17 protein-coding genes are annotated in these 16,832 nt (G+C 41.5%); 6 read left to right on the top strand and 11 right to left on the bottom strand.

All coding sequences use genetic code 11. From position 1 onward, the window contains the following. Positions 1-199: 199 nt before the first annotated feature. Together MUS1_RS02550 and MUS1_RS02545 are read right to left on the bottom strand one after the other, a co-directional pair. A complete protein-coding gene (locus tag MUS1_RS02550; RefSeq protein ID WP_036158621.1) occupies positions 200-874 on the bottom strand; it encodes a 3'-5' exonuclease in 675 nt (224 codons plus the stop codon). Further along, the gene (locus MUS1_RS02545; RefSeq protein WP_036158618.1) at positions 875-2,740 is read right to left on the bottom strand and encodes a DUF294 nucleotidyltransferase-like domain-containing protein; all 1,866 of its coding nucleotides are present in this window, start codon (positions 2,738-2,740) and stop codon (positions 875-877) included. It abuts the gene before it with no gap. 324 nt (positions 2,741-3,064) lie between these two features. On the opposite strand from MUS1_RS02545, the gene MUS1_RS02540 reads away from it, so the two are divergent. From MUS1_RS02540 to gntR, 5 genes are all read left to right on the top strand, one after another. Further along, positions 3,065-4,081: a TRAP transporter substrate-binding protein gene (locus tag MUS1_RS02540; RefSeq protein WP_036158615.1), complete on the top strand. Its 1,017-nt coding sequence runs from the start codon at positions 3,065-3,067 to the stop codon at positions 4,079-4,081. Positions 4,082-4,175: 94 nt separating this feature from the next. Continuing rightward, positions 4,176-4,733: a TRAP transporter small permease subunit gene (locus tag MUS1_RS02535; RefSeq protein WP_036158612.1), complete on the top strand. Its 558-nt coding sequence runs from the start codon at positions 4,176-4,178 to the stop codon at positions 4,731-4,733. Then, on the top strand, positions 4,726-6,042 hold the full coding sequence (locus MUS1_RS02530; protein ID WP_036158609.1) for a TRAP transporter large permease: 1,317 nt from the start codon (positions 4,726-4,728) through the stop codon (positions 6,040-6,042). Before MUS1_RS02535 ends, MUS1_RS02530 begins: the two co-directional genes overlap by 8 nt. A gap of 85 nt (positions 6,043-6,127) precedes the next feature. After that, complete coding sequence (locus tag MUS1_RS02525; protein ID WP_036158606.1) at positions 6,128-6,619, top strand: gluconokinase; 492 nt, start codon at positions 6,128-6,130, stop codon at positions 6,617-6,619. Between the two features lie 111 nt (positions 6,620-6,730). Further along, complete coding sequence (gene gntR, locus MUS1_RS02520) at positions 6,731-7,789, top strand: gluconate operon transcriptional repressor GntR (protein WP_342665483.1); 1,059 nt, start codon at positions 6,731-6,733, stop codon at positions 7,787-7,789. Positions 7,790-7,793: 4 nt separating this feature from the next. On the opposite strand, the gene MUS1_RS02515 is transcribed toward gntR, so the two are convergent. Continuing rightward, positions 7,794-8,135, bottom strand: a complete 342-nt coding sequence (locus tag MUS1_RS02515) for a hypothetical protein (protein WP_036158603.1) — start codon at positions 8,133-8,135, stop codon at positions 7,794-7,796. 182 nt (positions 8,136-8,317) lie between these two features. Here MUS1_RS02515 and MUS1_RS02510 point away from each other — a divergent pair, with 182 nt between their 5' ends. Further along, positions 8,318-8,908: a LysE family translocator gene (locus MUS1_RS02510; protein ID WP_084035529.1), complete on the top strand. Its 591-nt coding sequence runs from the start codon at positions 8,318-8,320 to the stop codon at positions 8,906-8,908. Positions 8,909-8,938: 30 nt separating this feature from the next. On the opposite strand, the gene MUS1_RS02505 is transcribed toward MUS1_RS02510, so the two are convergent. From MUS1_RS02505 to MUS1_RS02470, 8 genes are all read right to left on the bottom strand, one after another. After that, complete coding sequence (locus MUS1_RS02505) at positions 8,939-9,775, bottom strand: AraC family transcriptional regulator (RefSeq protein ID WP_036158600.1); 837 nt, start codon at positions 9,773-9,775, stop codon at positions 8,939-8,941. A 58-nt stretch (positions 9,776-9,833) separates the two neighbouring features. After that, on the bottom strand, positions 9,834-10,628 hold the full coding sequence (locus MUS1_RS02500) for an endo alpha-1,4 polygalactosaminidase (RefSeq protein WP_036158597.1): 795 nt from the start codon (positions 10,626-10,628) through the stop codon (positions 9,834-9,836). Between the two features lie 112 nt (positions 10,629-10,740). Further along, positions 10,741-11,382 carry a response regulator transcription factor gene (locus MUS1_RS02495; RefSeq protein WP_036158594.1) on the bottom strand — a complete coding sequence of 214 codons (642 nt, stop codon included), beginning with the start codon at positions 11,380-11,382 and terminating at the stop codon, positions 10,741-10,743. A 70-nt stretch (positions 11,383-11,452) separates the two neighbouring features. After that, complete coding sequence (locus tag MUS1_RS02490; protein WP_036158592.1) at positions 11,453-12,790, bottom strand: cache domain-containing protein; 1,338 nt, start codon at positions 12,788-12,790, stop codon at positions 11,453-11,455. A gap of 152 nt (positions 12,791-12,942) precedes the next feature. Next, the gene (locus MUS1_RS02485; RefSeq protein ID WP_036158589.1) at positions 12,943-14,232 is read right to left on the bottom strand and encodes a TRAP transporter large permease; all 1,290 of its coding nucleotides are present in this window, start codon (positions 14,230-14,232) and stop codon (positions 12,943-12,945) included. 33 nt (positions 14,233-14,265) lie between these two features. Next, positions 14,266-14,805, bottom strand: coding sequence for a TRAP transporter small permease subunit (locus tag MUS1_RS02480; RefSeq protein ID WP_036158585.1), 540 nt, complete (start codon positions 14,803-14,805; stop codon positions 14,266-14,268). A gap of 68 nt (positions 14,806-14,873) precedes the next feature. Then, positions 14,874-15,959, bottom strand: a complete 1,086-nt coding sequence (locus MUS1_RS02475) for a TRAP transporter substrate-binding protein (protein ID WP_036158582.1) — start codon at positions 15,957-15,959, stop codon at positions 14,874-14,876. A 194-nt stretch (positions 15,960-16,153) separates the two neighbouring features. After that, positions 16,154-16,822 (bottom strand): GDSL-type esterase/lipase family protein, encoded by a 669-nt coding sequence (locus tag MUS1_RS02470; protein ID WP_036158579.1) that lies wholly within the window; start codon positions 16,820-16,822, stop codon positions 16,154-16,156. Positions 16,823-16,832 lie beyond the last annotated feature (10 nt).

The following is a 16,832-nucleotide window of genomic DNA, read 5'->3' as shown; positions in this document are numbered from 1 at the left end:
ATCCCTTTAAAATAAAGTAAAATTGATGTTATTAGTTTTGTAGGATTTTAAAGGGAAATGACCCTTTGGTTTGATGTATGCATTACCACGCAGGAGCATGGGAACGAGACCACAAGTGCCAGACAGAACCCCTCCCACTAGCCTTCCCCTTGAAGAAATGGGAGGGAACAGTGCGTGACACCAATGACGAGCGAGATACTTAACGCGGTGTAAAACAGGTTTTTCCGCCGCCCATTTGGTTTAGGTCGTGGAGTAGACAGGAATTTCCTTGGTAAGCCACTTGCGCAAGTAACAGTTCAGCTGTTGCCAAGGCGTCTGTTAAGGCGTCATGGCCTTCGTAATCAGGTAATCCGTAGCGTTCCCGACAAGCGCCAAGGCGAAAACCACCGTCTTGGATGGGTTGTTGAGAGCGGTTGTTTTTTGTTCGTTCAATCGCCAAGGTGTCTAACCAGTTTATCGAGAATGAAGGCAAGGCGAGCATTTGCCATGATTGTTTTAAGAAGCTTAGCTCTAATGGTGCATGGTGCATGACTAGAATTCGGTTTCTGAGTAAATGCCGTAGATAGCGCAATACGCTTTCTTGCCTTTTCCCGTCTCGTTCCACGTCAGAATCCATAATCATGTGAATACCCACATTGTCACCAATCTCTGCATTTTCGAGCAGAATATGACGAGCACTGTCTAATTCAATCACCCCATTTTGAATGCAAACCCAGCCAACACTGACGATATGATCTTGCTTGGCGTCCAAACCTGAGGTTTCAATATCTAACACTAAATAATTCCAGTCAGACCAATCCTGTTTCATTGATTGACGAGACAAATGCCACGCTTTCGCTTTGTGTATCAGCTTCTGCATCGGTTCGATTAGCATCTAGCTGTAACCTCTTAAAAAGCGTTGCTGAGCCACATCTTGTACATCGCTAATAATACTAAAGGTGGTTTTCAAGTGTTTCCGTTCTAGTGAACTTAAACGCTTAGGGTCTAAGTACGCACTCGCCTTTCCAGTTGATTGCCAATGGGCACTCTGAATTTCCAAACGTAATTCGTTGAGCTGATCCCATGCGTCCATCAGGTTACGAGCCGTATCCACACTAATCAGTTTTTCACGAATGGCTTGCTCGATACGATCTAAGGTTCCCACTCGGTAAGTTTGACATGACAAGCCATACAATCTTGCCAAATCATTAATCAATGCCAAACCTTGATGTTTCAAATCCAATTGATTTTTGTGTTCACCCGATGACTCTAATAAGAAATGGCGGAAAAAACCTAATGGCGGTTTTGTCACCAAAGCACTACGCGTTAATGTCGCTAAGAACAGACTGTTTTTGCTGATTTCCAACTGCATCGATTGTATTAAATGATCGACCGCTTCTTCGTCGCCATACACACAACGGATATCGAAAAAGATACTGGCATGAAGCAAAGCACTGGGCGAACTACTTTTAATCCAATTAGAGAAGGCTTTTTGCCAACCTATGTTTGTCCTTCGCCATTCCGGGTTACTCGCCATAATATTCCCGGGGCAAAGTCGAACTCCACACAAACCTAACCCCTGACAAACAAACTCAGACAAGTTAGCAAAATAAACGCCTTCTTCTTCTGAAGGTTCGCGCTCTAACATTAAACCGTTGTCTTGATCGCTGCCTAATGATTGGTCTTTGCGTGCTTGAGAACCAAATACTAAAAATTGAAAAGCCATTGGCGCAGGGCCTAGTTTTTCTAATCCAAGTTCAATCAAACGGCGTGTAAGATTATCGCTCACTGTCGCCAGTACCTTACCAATATCGGCTGGTTTCATATCGGTGACAATCAAGTTAATAATCAAGGTTGGCCATTGCTTACAAACTTTAGCTAAGGCTTCTACATTCTGCTGACGGTGTATCTGATTAATTAATAAAAGCGGACTGAGTTCTTGATGTCGTAATAAATCTGCAGCGGTTAACATGCCAACGGCATTTTGCTGGTCATCTACAATCGGTAAATGGTGAATGTTACTTTCACTCATTAAGGTTTGCGCTTCCATCACCAAAGATTCGGGAGGCAAACTCACCGGTGAAGCGGTCATAACATCAGCAACAAGTGAATCCGACGATCCACCCAACGCCAATATACGTGAGCGCAAATCTCGATCCGTTACAATGCCCAATAAGCGGGAACCCTCTACCACCAAAATCGAACTGACTCGCGCCTCTGTCATACGCATAGCGATGGTTTGCACGGTTTCATTGGGTGATGCCAAAACCAACTGACGTGTCATGATATGAGCGATAGGCGTAGAAAGCTGCAATGCCGGCGAGGCCAATTCATTATTTTGGCTACGAGATAATTTTCTCAAACGATTATGACGAGTGTGTTCAAAGAAAAGACCAAAGGCTTCACTTTTTTCACACGCCTCTAAAAAATGCGTTTTATCAAATCGATAGACTAAGCTGTCTTCCATGGCGACAACCTGTAAACCATCAGGGTTTTGCGACATAGCGCTCGACACACCAAAGCATTCACCGTCCGCAATTTGATCCACCAGCCCACCTTTTGGGGTACGGATTTCACAGGCACCACGACGAATCAAATGCACTGTTGCCGCTTCATTTTCCAATGATAAAACTTGGCCTTGGCGAACATACAGCATAGAAACACCGGTTAATAAGCGCGTTCTTTCTGGTAAATCTAAGCTCGAAAACGGAGGAATGGTTGTAATGAATTTGTGGACTTCAGGAATATCTATGGCAGCCATATTATTATTCTCTTCACTAATCAACAAAAGTCTAATCAATAAAAGAGTGTGCGCCTTTATTGTCGATAACAAAACGCTTCTTAGACCAATGTCTAAAGCCTAGCTAAGCCGTTTATTTGTTTTCAGTTACAATTAGTTTTTATAACCTAGAGCTAAATTCTTTTATATATCAATCAACTATCAAATCTTTCATTTAATTCTCTATCAAACGCTTGACTAGAAGGAAAAGTTACCGGTAACATTCGCCTCAAGAGTTACCGGTAACATGCGACCGAGATCAAGACTCTTTCCTAAAAAAAATAATCATCATCAGGAAGCCATACCATGAGCAAGATTAGTACAGTTCTTCTGACTGCCACTTTAGCTGGCGCACTCTCTACCTCTGCCATTGCAGCAGATTTCAAATTCAAATTTCAGTCTTCTGATCCAGCAGGCGACAAAAACTTTCAAGTTCAAAAAGAGTGGACAGAACGCGTTGAAGTCATGACTGGCGGCCGTGTTCAGATTGACCTATTGCCTGTAGGCAGTATTTTCAAACACACAGAAACACTTGATGGAATTAAATTGGGCATCTTAGATGGTCATATTACTGCGACAGAGTTTTTCTCAGGTAAAGACCCTGCATTTGGTCTAATTGGTAATACCGTTGGCGCATGGTCGAGCACTCAGCAACTTCTACAGTTCATAAATTACGGTGGCGGTTATGAGTTAATGACTGAGCTTTACGCTCCTTATGGCGTGAAATTCATTGGTGGTTCAACCACAGGTGTAGAGTCTCTCGTTGCTCGTGTTCCATTAAATGGCGTTGCCGATCTTAAAGGTCTGAAACTTCGTGCTCCAGAAGGTTTGGTTCAACGCGTATTTGCCGCTGCAGGTGCTGCTCCAGTAAACCTACCAGGTTCTGAAGTATTCACTGGCCTAAGCAAAGGCGTTATTGATGCTGCTGATTACACGGTTTTCTCGACAAACCAAAAAGCCGGCATGAATGATATTGCGACACACCCTGTTCAACCAGGTTTCCATTCTTTGCCATTGATCGACATTTCAATGAACCAAAAGAAATGGGACAAGTTACCAGCAGATATCCAAGAAATTCTTACTGTATCAGTACGTGACTTTGCTCAGGACATGACGACTCAATTGCATATCGCTGATCAAATCGCGGTAAAAGCGGCTCAAGCTGATCCAAATATCACGATCCATGATTGGTCTGCTGAAGAACGTAAGAAATTCCGTGCGATTGCTCGTACGCAATGGGAAGAGTTTGCTAAGGGTTCAAAAAATGCCCAAAAAGTATACGATTCAATTACGACCTACCTAGAAACAAACGGTCTTCTATAAGCTGTAGAGATACAACTAAGAAGATTTATTAAGCCACGCAAAGCAGACGTAATCTTATGCCTAATATTACGCCTGCTTTTCATTGGACCCAATTATGAAAGACACCATTCATCCCCCTGTTACCGATAACTCAGAAGAACCAAGAAACGCGTTAGATCGTTTAATTTATAAGCTTGGTAATGCCTTGAGTTTATTGTTTGTGTTTACTGTCGCTATTTCTTTTTATGAAGTACTCATGCGCTATGTATTTAATGCGCCCACTATTTGGGTACACGAAACCGCCTCTTTCCTAGGTGGTTGTCTATTTGTTTTCGGCGGTATTTATGCGATGTCGATTAACAAGCACGTTCGTGTCGTACTGATCTACGATATGGTTTCAGACAGAACTCGACGTTGGTTGAATGTTTTCCATCATGTTATGGGGCTGATTTTTTCTAGCTTATTAAGCTGGGCCGCTTATCAAATGGTACAAGATTCTTGGTTTTCCCCATTCGGTGAAATACGTTTAGAAACATCTGGCTCAGCGTGGAATCCTGCTTTTCCAGCATTAGTAAAAGGCATGATTTTTCTTACTTTAAGTATCATGTTCGTGCAGTTCCTACTGCATCTGATCCAAGAGATTAATGGCCTAAGGAAACGCAAAGATGTTTGATTTATCCGCTATGGGCATAGGCTACGGCAGCCTACTCATGCTCGGCTCTATGATTCTATTGTTGCTAACTGGTATGCAGTTGGCTTTTGTTACGTCACTTGTTGCATTGGTTTTTGCCATTGGCTGGTTTGGTGTTGGCGCATTGCCATTGATTACTAGCCGCCTATACAGCTTTGTTGGCAGTTATGTTTTCCTCGCGGTTCCCATGTTTGTCTTAATGGCCGCGCTGCTGGATAGGTCTGGCATTGCCCGTGACCTGTTCGATGCAATGAAGGTATTTGGCCGTAAACTTCGCGGCGGTGTTGCTGTACAAACATTGTTAGTCGCGATTGTTTTAGCCTCTATGTCTGGTGTTATCGGTGGTGAAACCGTTCTACTCGGCATTCTAGCGTTACCGCAAATGCTACGCCTTGGTTATAACCGTAAACTAGCAATCGGAACGACCTGTGCTGGCGGCGCGCTGGGCACCATGTTGCCTCCAAGCATTGTATTGATTATCTATGGTTTAACCGCCAGCGTTTCTATCGGTGATTTATTTAAAGCGGCGTTTTTACCTGCTTTTATATTGGCTTTAGCCTACATGGCTTACGTGCTTATTCTGTGTCGTATCCACCCAGAATACGCGCCATTACCAACAGCGGAAGAACTTGCTGCTGATAATGACGTTAATTATTTCAAGGCGCTTTTCTTTCCACTGCTGACTGTCATGACGGTTCTAGGCAGCATTTATTTAGGGGTCGCATCGGTAACAGAAGCGTCTGCTTTGGGTGTTGTTGGTATCTTAATTAGTGCGGCTATTCGTCGTGAACTTGATTTCTCAATGATCAAAGACAGTGCCAAAGCGACCATGAGCACATGTGGCATGATCATCTGGATTGGTATTGGTGCAACCGCTCTTGTTGGTGTTTACAACCTGATGGGCGGTATCGATTTTGTTGAAGAAATCATTCTGGCTCTAAGTGGTGGCAGTGTCATGGGCACCATCATGATCATGATGCTTATCTTACTTGTCTTAGGCATGTTCTTAGATTGGGTCGGGGTTGCGCTATTAACCATGCCGATCTTTGTACCCATTATTGTCGGACTTGGTTTAGACCCAATTTGGTTCGGTGTGGTGTTCTGTTTGAATATGCAGGTTTCTTTCTTGTCTCCGCCTTTTGGCCCTGCGGCTTTCTATCTTAAGTCTGTTGCGCCTAAAGACATCAGTCTTGGTGAAATTTTTAGCTCTTTGCTTCCTTTTATTGCCATTCAAGTTGTTGTGCTCGCCTTGGTTATATTTTTCCCAGAATTGGCGCTTTGGTGGAAATAACCAACGAAAAAAACAATGCCGTTCAAGACGGCTTTTTGAACGATACAACCTTGCTGATAACAGCAAGGTATAAGGATTTAAGAAGATGACAAAAAAAATTGTGGTATTGGGCGTGTCAGGCTCAGGAAAATCACTCATAGGCAAAAATATCGCAGAGAAACTTGGCTATCGTTTTTTTGATGGTGATGATTTCCACAGTACAGCCAATGTAGAAAAAATGAGCCAAGGTATTCCGCTAACAGATGACGATCGAAAAGATTGGCTAGCGGCACTTAACAAATTATTAATCGATAACCCAACCGCTGTGATTGCTTGCTCAGGATTAAAGCCTGAATACCGAGCTATGCTCCGCCAAGGTTTAGACGATGTTGCTATGGTCTATTTAAAAGGCAGTATCGATACAATTTGGGAACGTCACCAAAAACGTGACGACCATTATTTCAAAGGTCGTGGCATGTTAGAGAGCCAATTTGCGACCTTGATCGAGCCGACGGAAGAAGAAGCCTTTGTTATTGATATCGCTCAAGATGCAGATGCCGTTCTGAACCAAGCCCTTTCACTTTTATCTGAAAGTTAAAGAAAAAAAGGCATAACAAGCCGTTATGCCTTTTCGATACAATCACTCTAAATTGCCTTTTTTTTATTCCTAGCCATGAATTGCTTATGATAATGTTACAGGTAACAATTCATGGATATGTCTCTTGATATGAAAAGCTCAGGTATGAAAAGCTCAGGTATGAAAAGCTCACTTATAAAAAGTAAACGCCCCACACTACAAGATGTTGCAAATTTAGTCGGCGTGACAAAAATGACAGTGAGTCGTTATCTTAAGGATTCTAATCAGGTCTCTCCCCAGCTGCGAATAAAGATCAAAGAAGCCTTAGATGATTTAGGCTACATACCTAATCGCGCGCCAGATATTTTATCTAAATCTAAAAGCCACGCGATTGGCGTCTTACTGCCATCATTAACCAACCACGTTTTTGCCGAAGTCATTCGTGGCGTAGAATCCATATTAGAGCCTGCTGGTTATCAAACCATGCTGGCGCATTATGGTTACAGCCAAGAAGCCGAAGAAGCCCGCATTGCCACCTTACTTTCTTACAATGTTGATGGTCTGATTATTTCAGAAAGTTACCACACTGAAAGGGTTCGAAAAATGCTCAGTGTGGCGGGGATTCCCGTTATTGAAATCATGGATTCCACATCACCACCAATTGAGCAAGCCATTGGCATCGATAACCAAGCAGCCGCTTATGCCATGACAGAATGCATGATCAAAAAAGGTCATTCTAAAATTGTCTATTTCGCTGCCCGAATGGACCAAAGAACCTTATTGAGGTTACAAGGTTACAAAGCGGCAATGCACGATAACGGCCTGACGGATCTTTGTATCAGCACAGACAGTGCCTCATCCTTTTCAATGGGCGAACAGTTCATGAAAGAAGCCTTAGAAAAACAACCTGACACAGATGGCATCTTTTGTACCAATGATGACTTAGCGATTGGTGCTCTTTTTGCGTGTCAAAAAGCGGGCATTAAAGTGCCCGAAGAAATGGGCATTGCAGGTTTTCATGGTCACGATATAGCAAGAGTCATGGTGCCATTATTGGCAACCGTTATCACGCCTCGAGAAGAAATAGGTCGCTTGGCTGCTGAACATTTATTGTCTCGTTTAAAAGGTAATCCCGTTACAGAAAAAGTCATCAATTTACCCTTCAAAATAGAACCTGGAGAGAGTATCTAATAGGTTACATTTTGGAATCTAATTCAAGTAACGACAAACGCTTATGCTGATTTCTAACTTGTACAAAAAGAACAACCAAAGCCAAACATAGTAAAAAGGTTAATACCGCGAAGAAATCCACACGGCTTTCAAGAGACTCGATATGAGCCATTTTCTCACTCATTATTTGATAGTCATCGAGGCTGGCTTTGGATAGCTGTAAAATAGCCACACTGCGTTCTAATTCGAAAACCGTTTGCGTCAGTTCTTCATTGTTTGCTTTTGTTTCTGTTTCAACGACCGTCGTCGCCATCGATGCAGACATAAAAAAGCTGAAACACAAGATCAACGCCAATCTAGTTAACATACCTTTCTCCTTTAATATAAATTCATTCCTTTATCTTAACCTAATAAAAAATCAAATGATGTTGTGCTTCACTCAATTGCTTTATTTTTCAAACAATCGCTTTTAAAGGTCAATTTTGTTCAATACTCGGTATAACTAAAAGATGATAGTAAGCGCCTGTTTGAATTTATGAGAAACACATTATGACCTTGTCTTTAATGGCCTCTATGTCTTTATTTGCCTTAGCGGCTTCTTTGTCACCTGGCCCAGTGAATCTACTGTCTTTGAGTGGCAGTGCGCGCTATGGCGCTAAGGTAGGCTTACGTTTTGTTTCTGGTGCTAGTATTGGGTTTATCTTTCTTTTTCTTATGATTGGTCTTGGCTTACAACATATCATGGCCGCATTACCTTGGCTCACTCTGGTATTACAATGGCTTGGAATCACCTTTCTTTTATATTTAAGTTATCAGTTGTTTATGGACAATGGCGAACTCAATGCAGATTCATCCAGTGCTGCGCCAACCTTTATGACTGGTGCAATCATGCAATGGCTCAATCCAAAAGCATGGTTAGCATCGGTGTCTGGAATTGCGGCTTACATTCCAGAAGCCACGACCGACCAAGTCTTACTGTTCGCCAGTTTGTATCTGCCAATTTGTTGGTTATCATTAGGTGTCTGGGTTGGAATAGGAATCCTATTAGGACAATATTTTCAAAGCCCGGCGAAAATGCGTGCAATGAATAAAACCCTCGCCATCTTGCTGGCTGGAAGTTGCGTGATGATTTTGATCTAGTGTGTTTTATTATTTCAGTTCAAATAAGCGCTAAGCCTGAGAAACAGAACGACGATATTGATCTGGTGTGGCTGCCACCCGTTTTTTGAAAACTCGCTGAAAATGCGCCTGATCACTAAAACCAATTGCTTGCGCCACCTCAGCGATGGGTTTCCCTTTTTTCAGCGCTTGCTGGCCTAATTGAACACGTCTATTTAATCGATACGCATGCGGAGTCATATTAAAATGACACTTAAATGCGCGCACTAAATACCCAGTACTGAAACCAAATTTTGCACTAACAAGGTTAATGGGGGTTTCTTCTAAGCAATATTGGTTCAAATAATCCGCCACTTCATAAAGCTTGTTTGCGGGCAACTGTGTTTTAGTGGGTTCCATTGAATTATCTAGATAAGTGAATAAACTAATAAAATAGTGTTGCACTCGTTGTTCTTTTTCATCAAGTTCCAATGCCGTAGACATTAGGCTTTCACACATCATTATGAATTCTTCATAGAGAGTTTTATCAACCAAGGTATCCAGTAAACTGCCTTGCCAATTCGGAGTTTTTATTACATTTTTTTCACGTAATAAAGCGGCCAACCACTCTTTATTCAGGTGCATCATGTAATACGCCCAAGGTGAATCTTGACTAGGGTTACAGGCATGAACCACATCAGGATTCATCATCACTAACGTACCACGCTCTACCGTATGTAAACGATCAGCACACAAAAACTCACTTTGACCATCAAGAATAGCGCCTATCGACCATTCTTCATGGGAATGCGGTGCGTAACTAACATCTCGACCATCCAACACTTGTCGAAGCTCGACAAAAGGCAAAGCAGCATCTCGCCAAAATAAAGGATGAGTAGAAGGAATCATGATGTTGTCCTATGAATCAAAAGCCAAATAAAATAGACACGATAAAAGAATAAAGCGCCTAAGGTTGGCAACTCACTCGAAAATTATCGTTTAACTCTTTAGGCAATATTAATGTGCTGAATTCTAATGCTAGCGATTGCTTACACATGCTTTCTCTTTGTGAAGCATCATCTACATATATTGTTCGATATTCGGCATTCAACACGGGTTTGCCCTTTTTGATAAAGATAGACAAGGTTCGACATTCTGAAAATTCAAAACACTGTTCGTTAACCGCGAAATCAAAATGATCAGACAGAGATCTCGCTTGGTCAAAATTGTTTTTCAAACCGATTGCTAAACCTCTTTTATGCGCTTCATCAGCAAGCAAACGGTTAAAGGTTAATTGGTCATTCGCTCGGAAAGAAAAACCGGTATTCGTTCGGTAGCCATCGACATTATCTGGCTCTACGCCATCACAACCTTTTTCAACTGCGAAATCTAAACGCGCAAACATGATCTCGCGAACATTTTTTGAACGAACATCCAGCCACCTTTCATTGTCCCAACCGCTGAGTGTTTTCCCTAAATCTTGCGAGGAAAACGCCGCGGCATCAGAGCGCCAATCTTCATAAGAACCAGCAGAAAAATAACAAATTACTTTTTTACCTGATGACTGTAAACGCTGGATCAACTCAGCAGACGAATCGAATAAATCAATATTATACAAATCAACGTCGTAGCCTTCATTAATCACCCCATTCAACTGCCATTGCCAAGTTGCAGAAACGGGTGGGCGATACCAGTCATCGGCAGCAAAAAGAGACGAGGTGCCAAATAATAAAGCAATAAACGAAACGACTAACAAACGCATACAGAATCCAAATTCAAAAATGGCCAATAAAAAAGCCCGCGACAAAATTGTCGAAGGCTTCACTGTACGCTTTTATTGTCAAGAGTGCTTACAAATGAAGCGACAACCTCTTTTATTCAATCAATTTATGTTCGATGGCGTATTTCACTAATCCCGCTGAACTTTGAATGTCCAGTTTACTTTTAATATTTTGTCTATGGGTTTCTACTGTTCTGACACTAATATCCAACGCTTGAGCGATTTCTTTATTAGATAATCCTGTCGCCAAATGGGTAAGCACAGCAATTTCTCGTTTGGTTAGCTCTTCGCATTTTACGGTTGGATTTGCTTTCGCGAATAAAGCATCAGAAGCACCGGAACTAAAGTACGTTCCCCCCTGATGTACGGTATTCATCGCTTGTACTAGCTCTTCTGAAGATACATCTTTTAATACATAACCGTTTGCACCAGATTGAATAAGAGACATGATGTATTCTTTATCATGATGCATGCTAAGCATAAGAATCTTAATCTCAGGCTGCTCAGCTTTAAAACGTTTCGTGGCTTCTAAACCATTTAACACTGGCATAGAAACATCCATCAAGACTAAGTCTGGATTAAGTATTTTGGCTTTTTCAAGTGCTTCTAAACCATTGGACGCCGTGCCGATTATGTCGATATTTCCTTCTAACTCTAAACGAGCCTGTAATCCATCCAAGACCAAAGTGTGGTCATCAACTAGTAAAACACGTAATGAGGAAGGCGATATGGTCATACTTTGGCTCTTTTCTTCTTATTTGAATAGTTGTTTGAATTGTTGTTTGAACATTAATTTAAAGGCTCTATTAAATTGGAAAAGCAGCATAAACCCAAGTGCCTTGATCTTTTTGTGATGCAATATGAAAGTCGCCACCTATCAGCTCCAATCGTTCTCGCATATTAATAAACCCAATACCAGGCTCTGGATTATCAGAAATCCCTTTTCCATTATCTCGACATTCAAACTCGATTTTTTGATTCTTCTGCAACAATATAAGGCTGACAACACTTGCCTCTGCATGTTTTTCAATGTTCGTTAAGGATTCTTGCGTCAAGCGATAAATGCTCGTTTCAACTTCGTCTGCCACTTCATCCGTTACATCTGAGTGATATTCTACATTAATGCCTGTTCGCTCCGAAAATTGATCGATCAAAGAACGTATTGCTGTATCCAAGCCTAAGTCATCTAATAAAGTTGGACGTAAATTATGAGAAATCTGTCTCACTTCATTAATCGTCTGACTAATCAAATCACTGGCTTTTAATAATTCTTCTTGTACGACCTCATGATCATCATTACGACGTAATTTATTACCTGCCAATTCTATACGAAATTTACAACTAACGAGTGACTGGTTAATACCATCGTGAAGTTCTCTGGAAAAACCTCGACGCTCGCTTACCTGTAATCGCATGAAACGTTGAGCCACGGCATTGAGCCGTGAATCGGCTAATTTATGTTCGTGAAGATTGATTACTAGCCCTAATAAGATAACAAAAATAACCGTAATCACAGCAACAATAATAACGATAAAAAAACTGCCTTGGATATTGTCATTCATTGTCGCTTTGGTTTTCGCTAGTTCGTCATAAATATCATCCAAATATAGCCCGGTTCCCATCATCCAATCCCACCGATCGATGGCAACAGCGTAACTAAGTTTGTCTTCTAAACGCATTAATGGTGGTTTTTCCCATATATAACGATGGAAACCGCCACCAGCTTGCGCCGCATTAATCAGGCCTTGAATCAAATAATTTCCAGAACGGTCTTGGAACGACCACAAATTCTTTCCGATAAAATCGGGCTGTGTAGGATGCACAAGGTTAACGCCAGACATTTCATAGGCGAAAAAATAACCATCGTCATCATAACGTAAACCCGCAAGTATTCGTTTCACTTCAGCTTGCGCAATAGCATCATCAAGCTGATCATTTTCTAATACTGGACTAATAGCTGATAAGGCAATTTTGACGTGGCTTTTGAGTGACTTTTCTTTCGCGTTTACCAAGTTGTATTCATAAATCGCCAACTCTTCTGCCGCTAGTTCTCGTGCAGATTGTAAACTCAAATAGATAATAATAGCGGTTGCAACAATTAAAGGAGCGACGGCTAATAAGATAATTTTACTTTTTAAACCCACTCGGTAAACCCGCTTTATTAATGAGACGAAGAATATAACCTGAAACCGCATAAAAACAAAAAAGCGGACCAAAAAGTCCGCTTTCTTTGATGCTTCGTATTAACAATTAAAATAAGTTTAATTGTTAAGCGACTCGCTTTAATCCAATAATTTTAACCCATTCCATACCAAGCTGGGAAAATCATAATACTGGCAAGTACAAGAACTTGGATCAAGATGAAAGGCATAACCCCTTTATAAATATCCGTGGTGCGAATCGATTTCGGTGCCACCCCCTTGAGATAGAATAGACTGAATCCAAAAGGCGGGGTCAGGAAGGATGTTTGCAAGTTCATTGCAATTAGGATCGCGAACCACACCATGTTAATACCTAAGGCTTCCGCAACAGGCGCTAAGATAGGAACGATAATAAAGGCGATTTCTACGAAATCGATAAAGAAACCTAAGATCATAATCGCCACCATCGCTAAGATGATGAAGCCCCATTTTTCACCTGGCAAGCTCAACAATGCTTCTTCAACAATGTAATCGCCGCCAGTGTAGCTAAACGCCATAGAGAAAGCCGTCGCACCCATCAATATAGCAAAGACCATCGCCGTTACTTTAACGGTTTCAAGCCCACTGTCGTAAAGCATTTTCCAACTAAATTGACGATAAATTAAAGCCAAAATGATCGCACCAACACCACCTAGTGCAGAAGATTCTGTCGGTGTAGCAACACCCGTAAAGATAGAACCTAATACAATTAGAACCAATGCCAATGGTGGAATAATCGCTTTCAATGCACTGATAACTTGTTCTCTACGAGTTTCACCATTTTCATCCTGCGGCATCGCTGGTGCCATTTCAGGATTCATGTAAGTAAGAATCAGGATATAAACAATGTAACAGCCAATCAGAACCATACCCGGCATCAGCGCGGCTTGGAAAAGGTCACCAACCGGAATACCCAAAACATCACCCAAGATAATAAGAATGATGGAAGGTGGAATAATTTGACCTAATGTACCTGACGCACAAATGGTGCCGCAGGCGAGAGATTTGTCATAGTTGTATTTCAACATAACAGGCAAAGAAATAAGCCCCATTGCCACAACACTCGCACCCACAACCCCAGTCGATGCAGCTAACAAAGCACCAACCAAAATAGTAGAAATTGCCAAACCACCGCGAACACCACCAAACAATTTACCCATGGCTTCGAGTAACTGCTCAGCCAATCTGGTTTTTTGTAAAACGATGCCCATAAAAATAAATAACGGCACCGCCATCATTACAGTGTTTTCCATATAGCTTTGTATACGGAACGGCATAAAAGCAAACATATCAAAACCTTCGGCAAAGACACCGAAGATCAACGCAATACCACCAAAGGTAAAAGCGACAGGGAAGCCCAGTAATAACATTACTAGAGCAACAAAAAACATGATAATGCCAATCATAAATGACCTACTAACTTAAAATAGTGACTTGAATTAATGCTGAATAGGCGGATGAGAAAAACCTTCCTCACTCACACCACGTATCGCATTAATAGAGCGAATAATCATACCTAAGCCACTGATCGTCATAGAGAAGAAGGCAAAAGGAATCACCGCTTTAATAATCCAACGATACGGTAAACCACCTGGGTCACCACTTGTTTCGCCCAGTTCATATGCTTCATGAGCAAAACCAATACCGTAGTATCCGACTAGCAAGGTAAAAGGCATCAACAGAAAAACACAACCTAGTAGATCGATCCATGCTTTGCCTTTAAGAGGTAGATTTTCGTATATCAAATCCACACGTACATGTCCGCCATGCTGTATTCCATAAGGAATCCCTAACAAGAAGATGGCGGCATAGAGATGCCATTCTAATTCTTGCATACCAATAGACACATCGTTAAAAACATAGCGCATCAACACGTCATAGAACACGTTGAACAATAGGCCAATAAATAACACTGTGGAGACAACACCGAGTAGATTTGAGAAACGAGTAATACCTCGTTCTAGGCTCAGTAAAAACATAACAAACTCCTAGAAATGACAAAGGGCGAGAGACGCACACTGATGCATACTCTCACCCTGTAGAGGTCTTATTTCGCTAGATCGTCAACACTATCAAGATATGCGCGGTCAGAAATATTTGTCCAAACACGTGCTTGTTTCATGTAACTTGCTTGAGAATCAAGAATCTCTTTCGCTAAAGCATCTTCAGCTGCTTTTTCATCAAGTAACTCTTGGTTTGCTTTTTCCATTGCAACCAATACTTCACGTGGGAAAGTTTTCACTTCAACATTTGGGTATTCCGTTTTCATCGTCGCCCAGTTTTTCGCACTTTCGTGATAAGACTGGATGTACATGTCGTATGAAGCAAGCTTCATAGAAACACGAAGGATTTCACGAAGGTCATCAGGAAGTTTCTTCCAAGTACGTTCGTTTACTAAGAACTGAAGTTCAGTAGCTGGCTCATGCCAGCCAGTGTAGTAGTAAGGTGCGATTTTATGGAAGCCCATACGTAGATCAAGTGATGGTCCTACCCACTCTAGAGCATCGATAGTACGACGCTCAAGCGCTGTATAAAGCTCACCAGATGCGATGTTTGTAGGCTTAGCACCCAATTTCGCTAATACTTCACCAGCAAAACCTGGTATACGCATTTTCAGACCTTGAAGGTCATCAAGAGAATTGATTTCTTTTTGGAACCAACCGCCCATCTGATTACCTGTGTTACCACCTGGGAATGACAACAGACCAAAAGGCTGATAAACCTTTTGCATCAATTCCATACCGTCACCTTCATAGAACCAACCGTACTGTTCTGGTGTGGTCATACCAAATGGCATGGTTGTGAAATAAAGCGTGTTAGGCACTTTGCCCTTCCAGTAATAAGAAGCAGAGTGACCCATATCGTATTGACCAGAACGAACCATATCAAAAACGCCTAAAGGTGCTTTATGTTTGTTCGCTGAATCAATCGTGATTTTTAAACGTCCGTTAGACATTTTTTCAGCAATACTTGCCATGTTACGTGGCGCATCACCAAAGATAGGGAAGTTAGAAGACCAAGTTTCGGCCATTTTCAATTTATAAACTCGGTCCGCAGCGAACGCTGGCATAGAAAGAGCACTGATTGTTACTGCAGCCGCAGCAACCAATGTAGTCATTTTTAAGGATTTCATTTTTATTATCCTGTTCGTATATTGTTTATTATTGTTTAACGAGATAAAGCAAAACTAATAGTCTCTCTTACTGAAAGTGTAAACAATTCGTACGAATACCGAACAGGGCGACGGATAATACGCACTAAGCTACGTATTTATACTTAGATATAGCTTGAAATATTTGCACCAAGGCCACTGCAACATTAAACGCTTTACGCCATTAGTTTTGCAATATGAGGCTCGATTACCTCCGCCCATACTTTATACTGGCTTTCATTAGGGTGGAGAAAATCGTTCATAACATTACTGGTTAATCGACCCTCTTCATCCAAAAAACAGTGATTAATATCCAGATAAAACACATGTTCATTGTCTGCATAATTTAGGATCTTCTGATTAATCACATTATTTAATAATCGCAGTTTTTGGGTTGGTTTCGCACTACGCGGGAAAATAGCCAAAAGCAGAACCTTGGTATTAGGCAGCTTTTCAGCCAACACAGATAAAATTTGCTTGATACCTTTCGCCGTATCTTCTGCTTTGTCTTGTCGATGGCCTGAATTATTTGTACCAATTAACAGCACCAATAATTTAGGCTGAATACCATCCACTTCACCATGCTCCAATCGCCATAAAACGTTTTCTGTACGATCACCATCAAAACCTAAATTCAATGCATGACGCATTGCGTAATACTCTTCCCAAATTTCGGCACCTTCTTTCTCCCATGCATGGGTAATGGAGTCGCCTAAAAATACCAAATCAACACGAGACATAGACTCTTTCAGCGCCAATTTTTCTTCGTGGCGTGGCAACCACCAAACCGCCTCTTGCGGCATTGGGTTTAACGCTAAAACAGAACTTGAAGGTGTTTCACTCATACATTTTCAC

Source organism: Marinomonas ushuaiensis DSM 15871 (assembly GCF_000521805.1).
GTDB classification, from domain to species: Bacteria; Pseudomonadota; Gammaproteobacteria; order Pseudomonadales; family Marinomonadaceae; genus Marinomonas; species Marinomonas ushuaiensis.
Note: the sequence above shows the minus strand (reverse complement) of the source record. Positions and strands in the feature narration are given on the sequence as shown.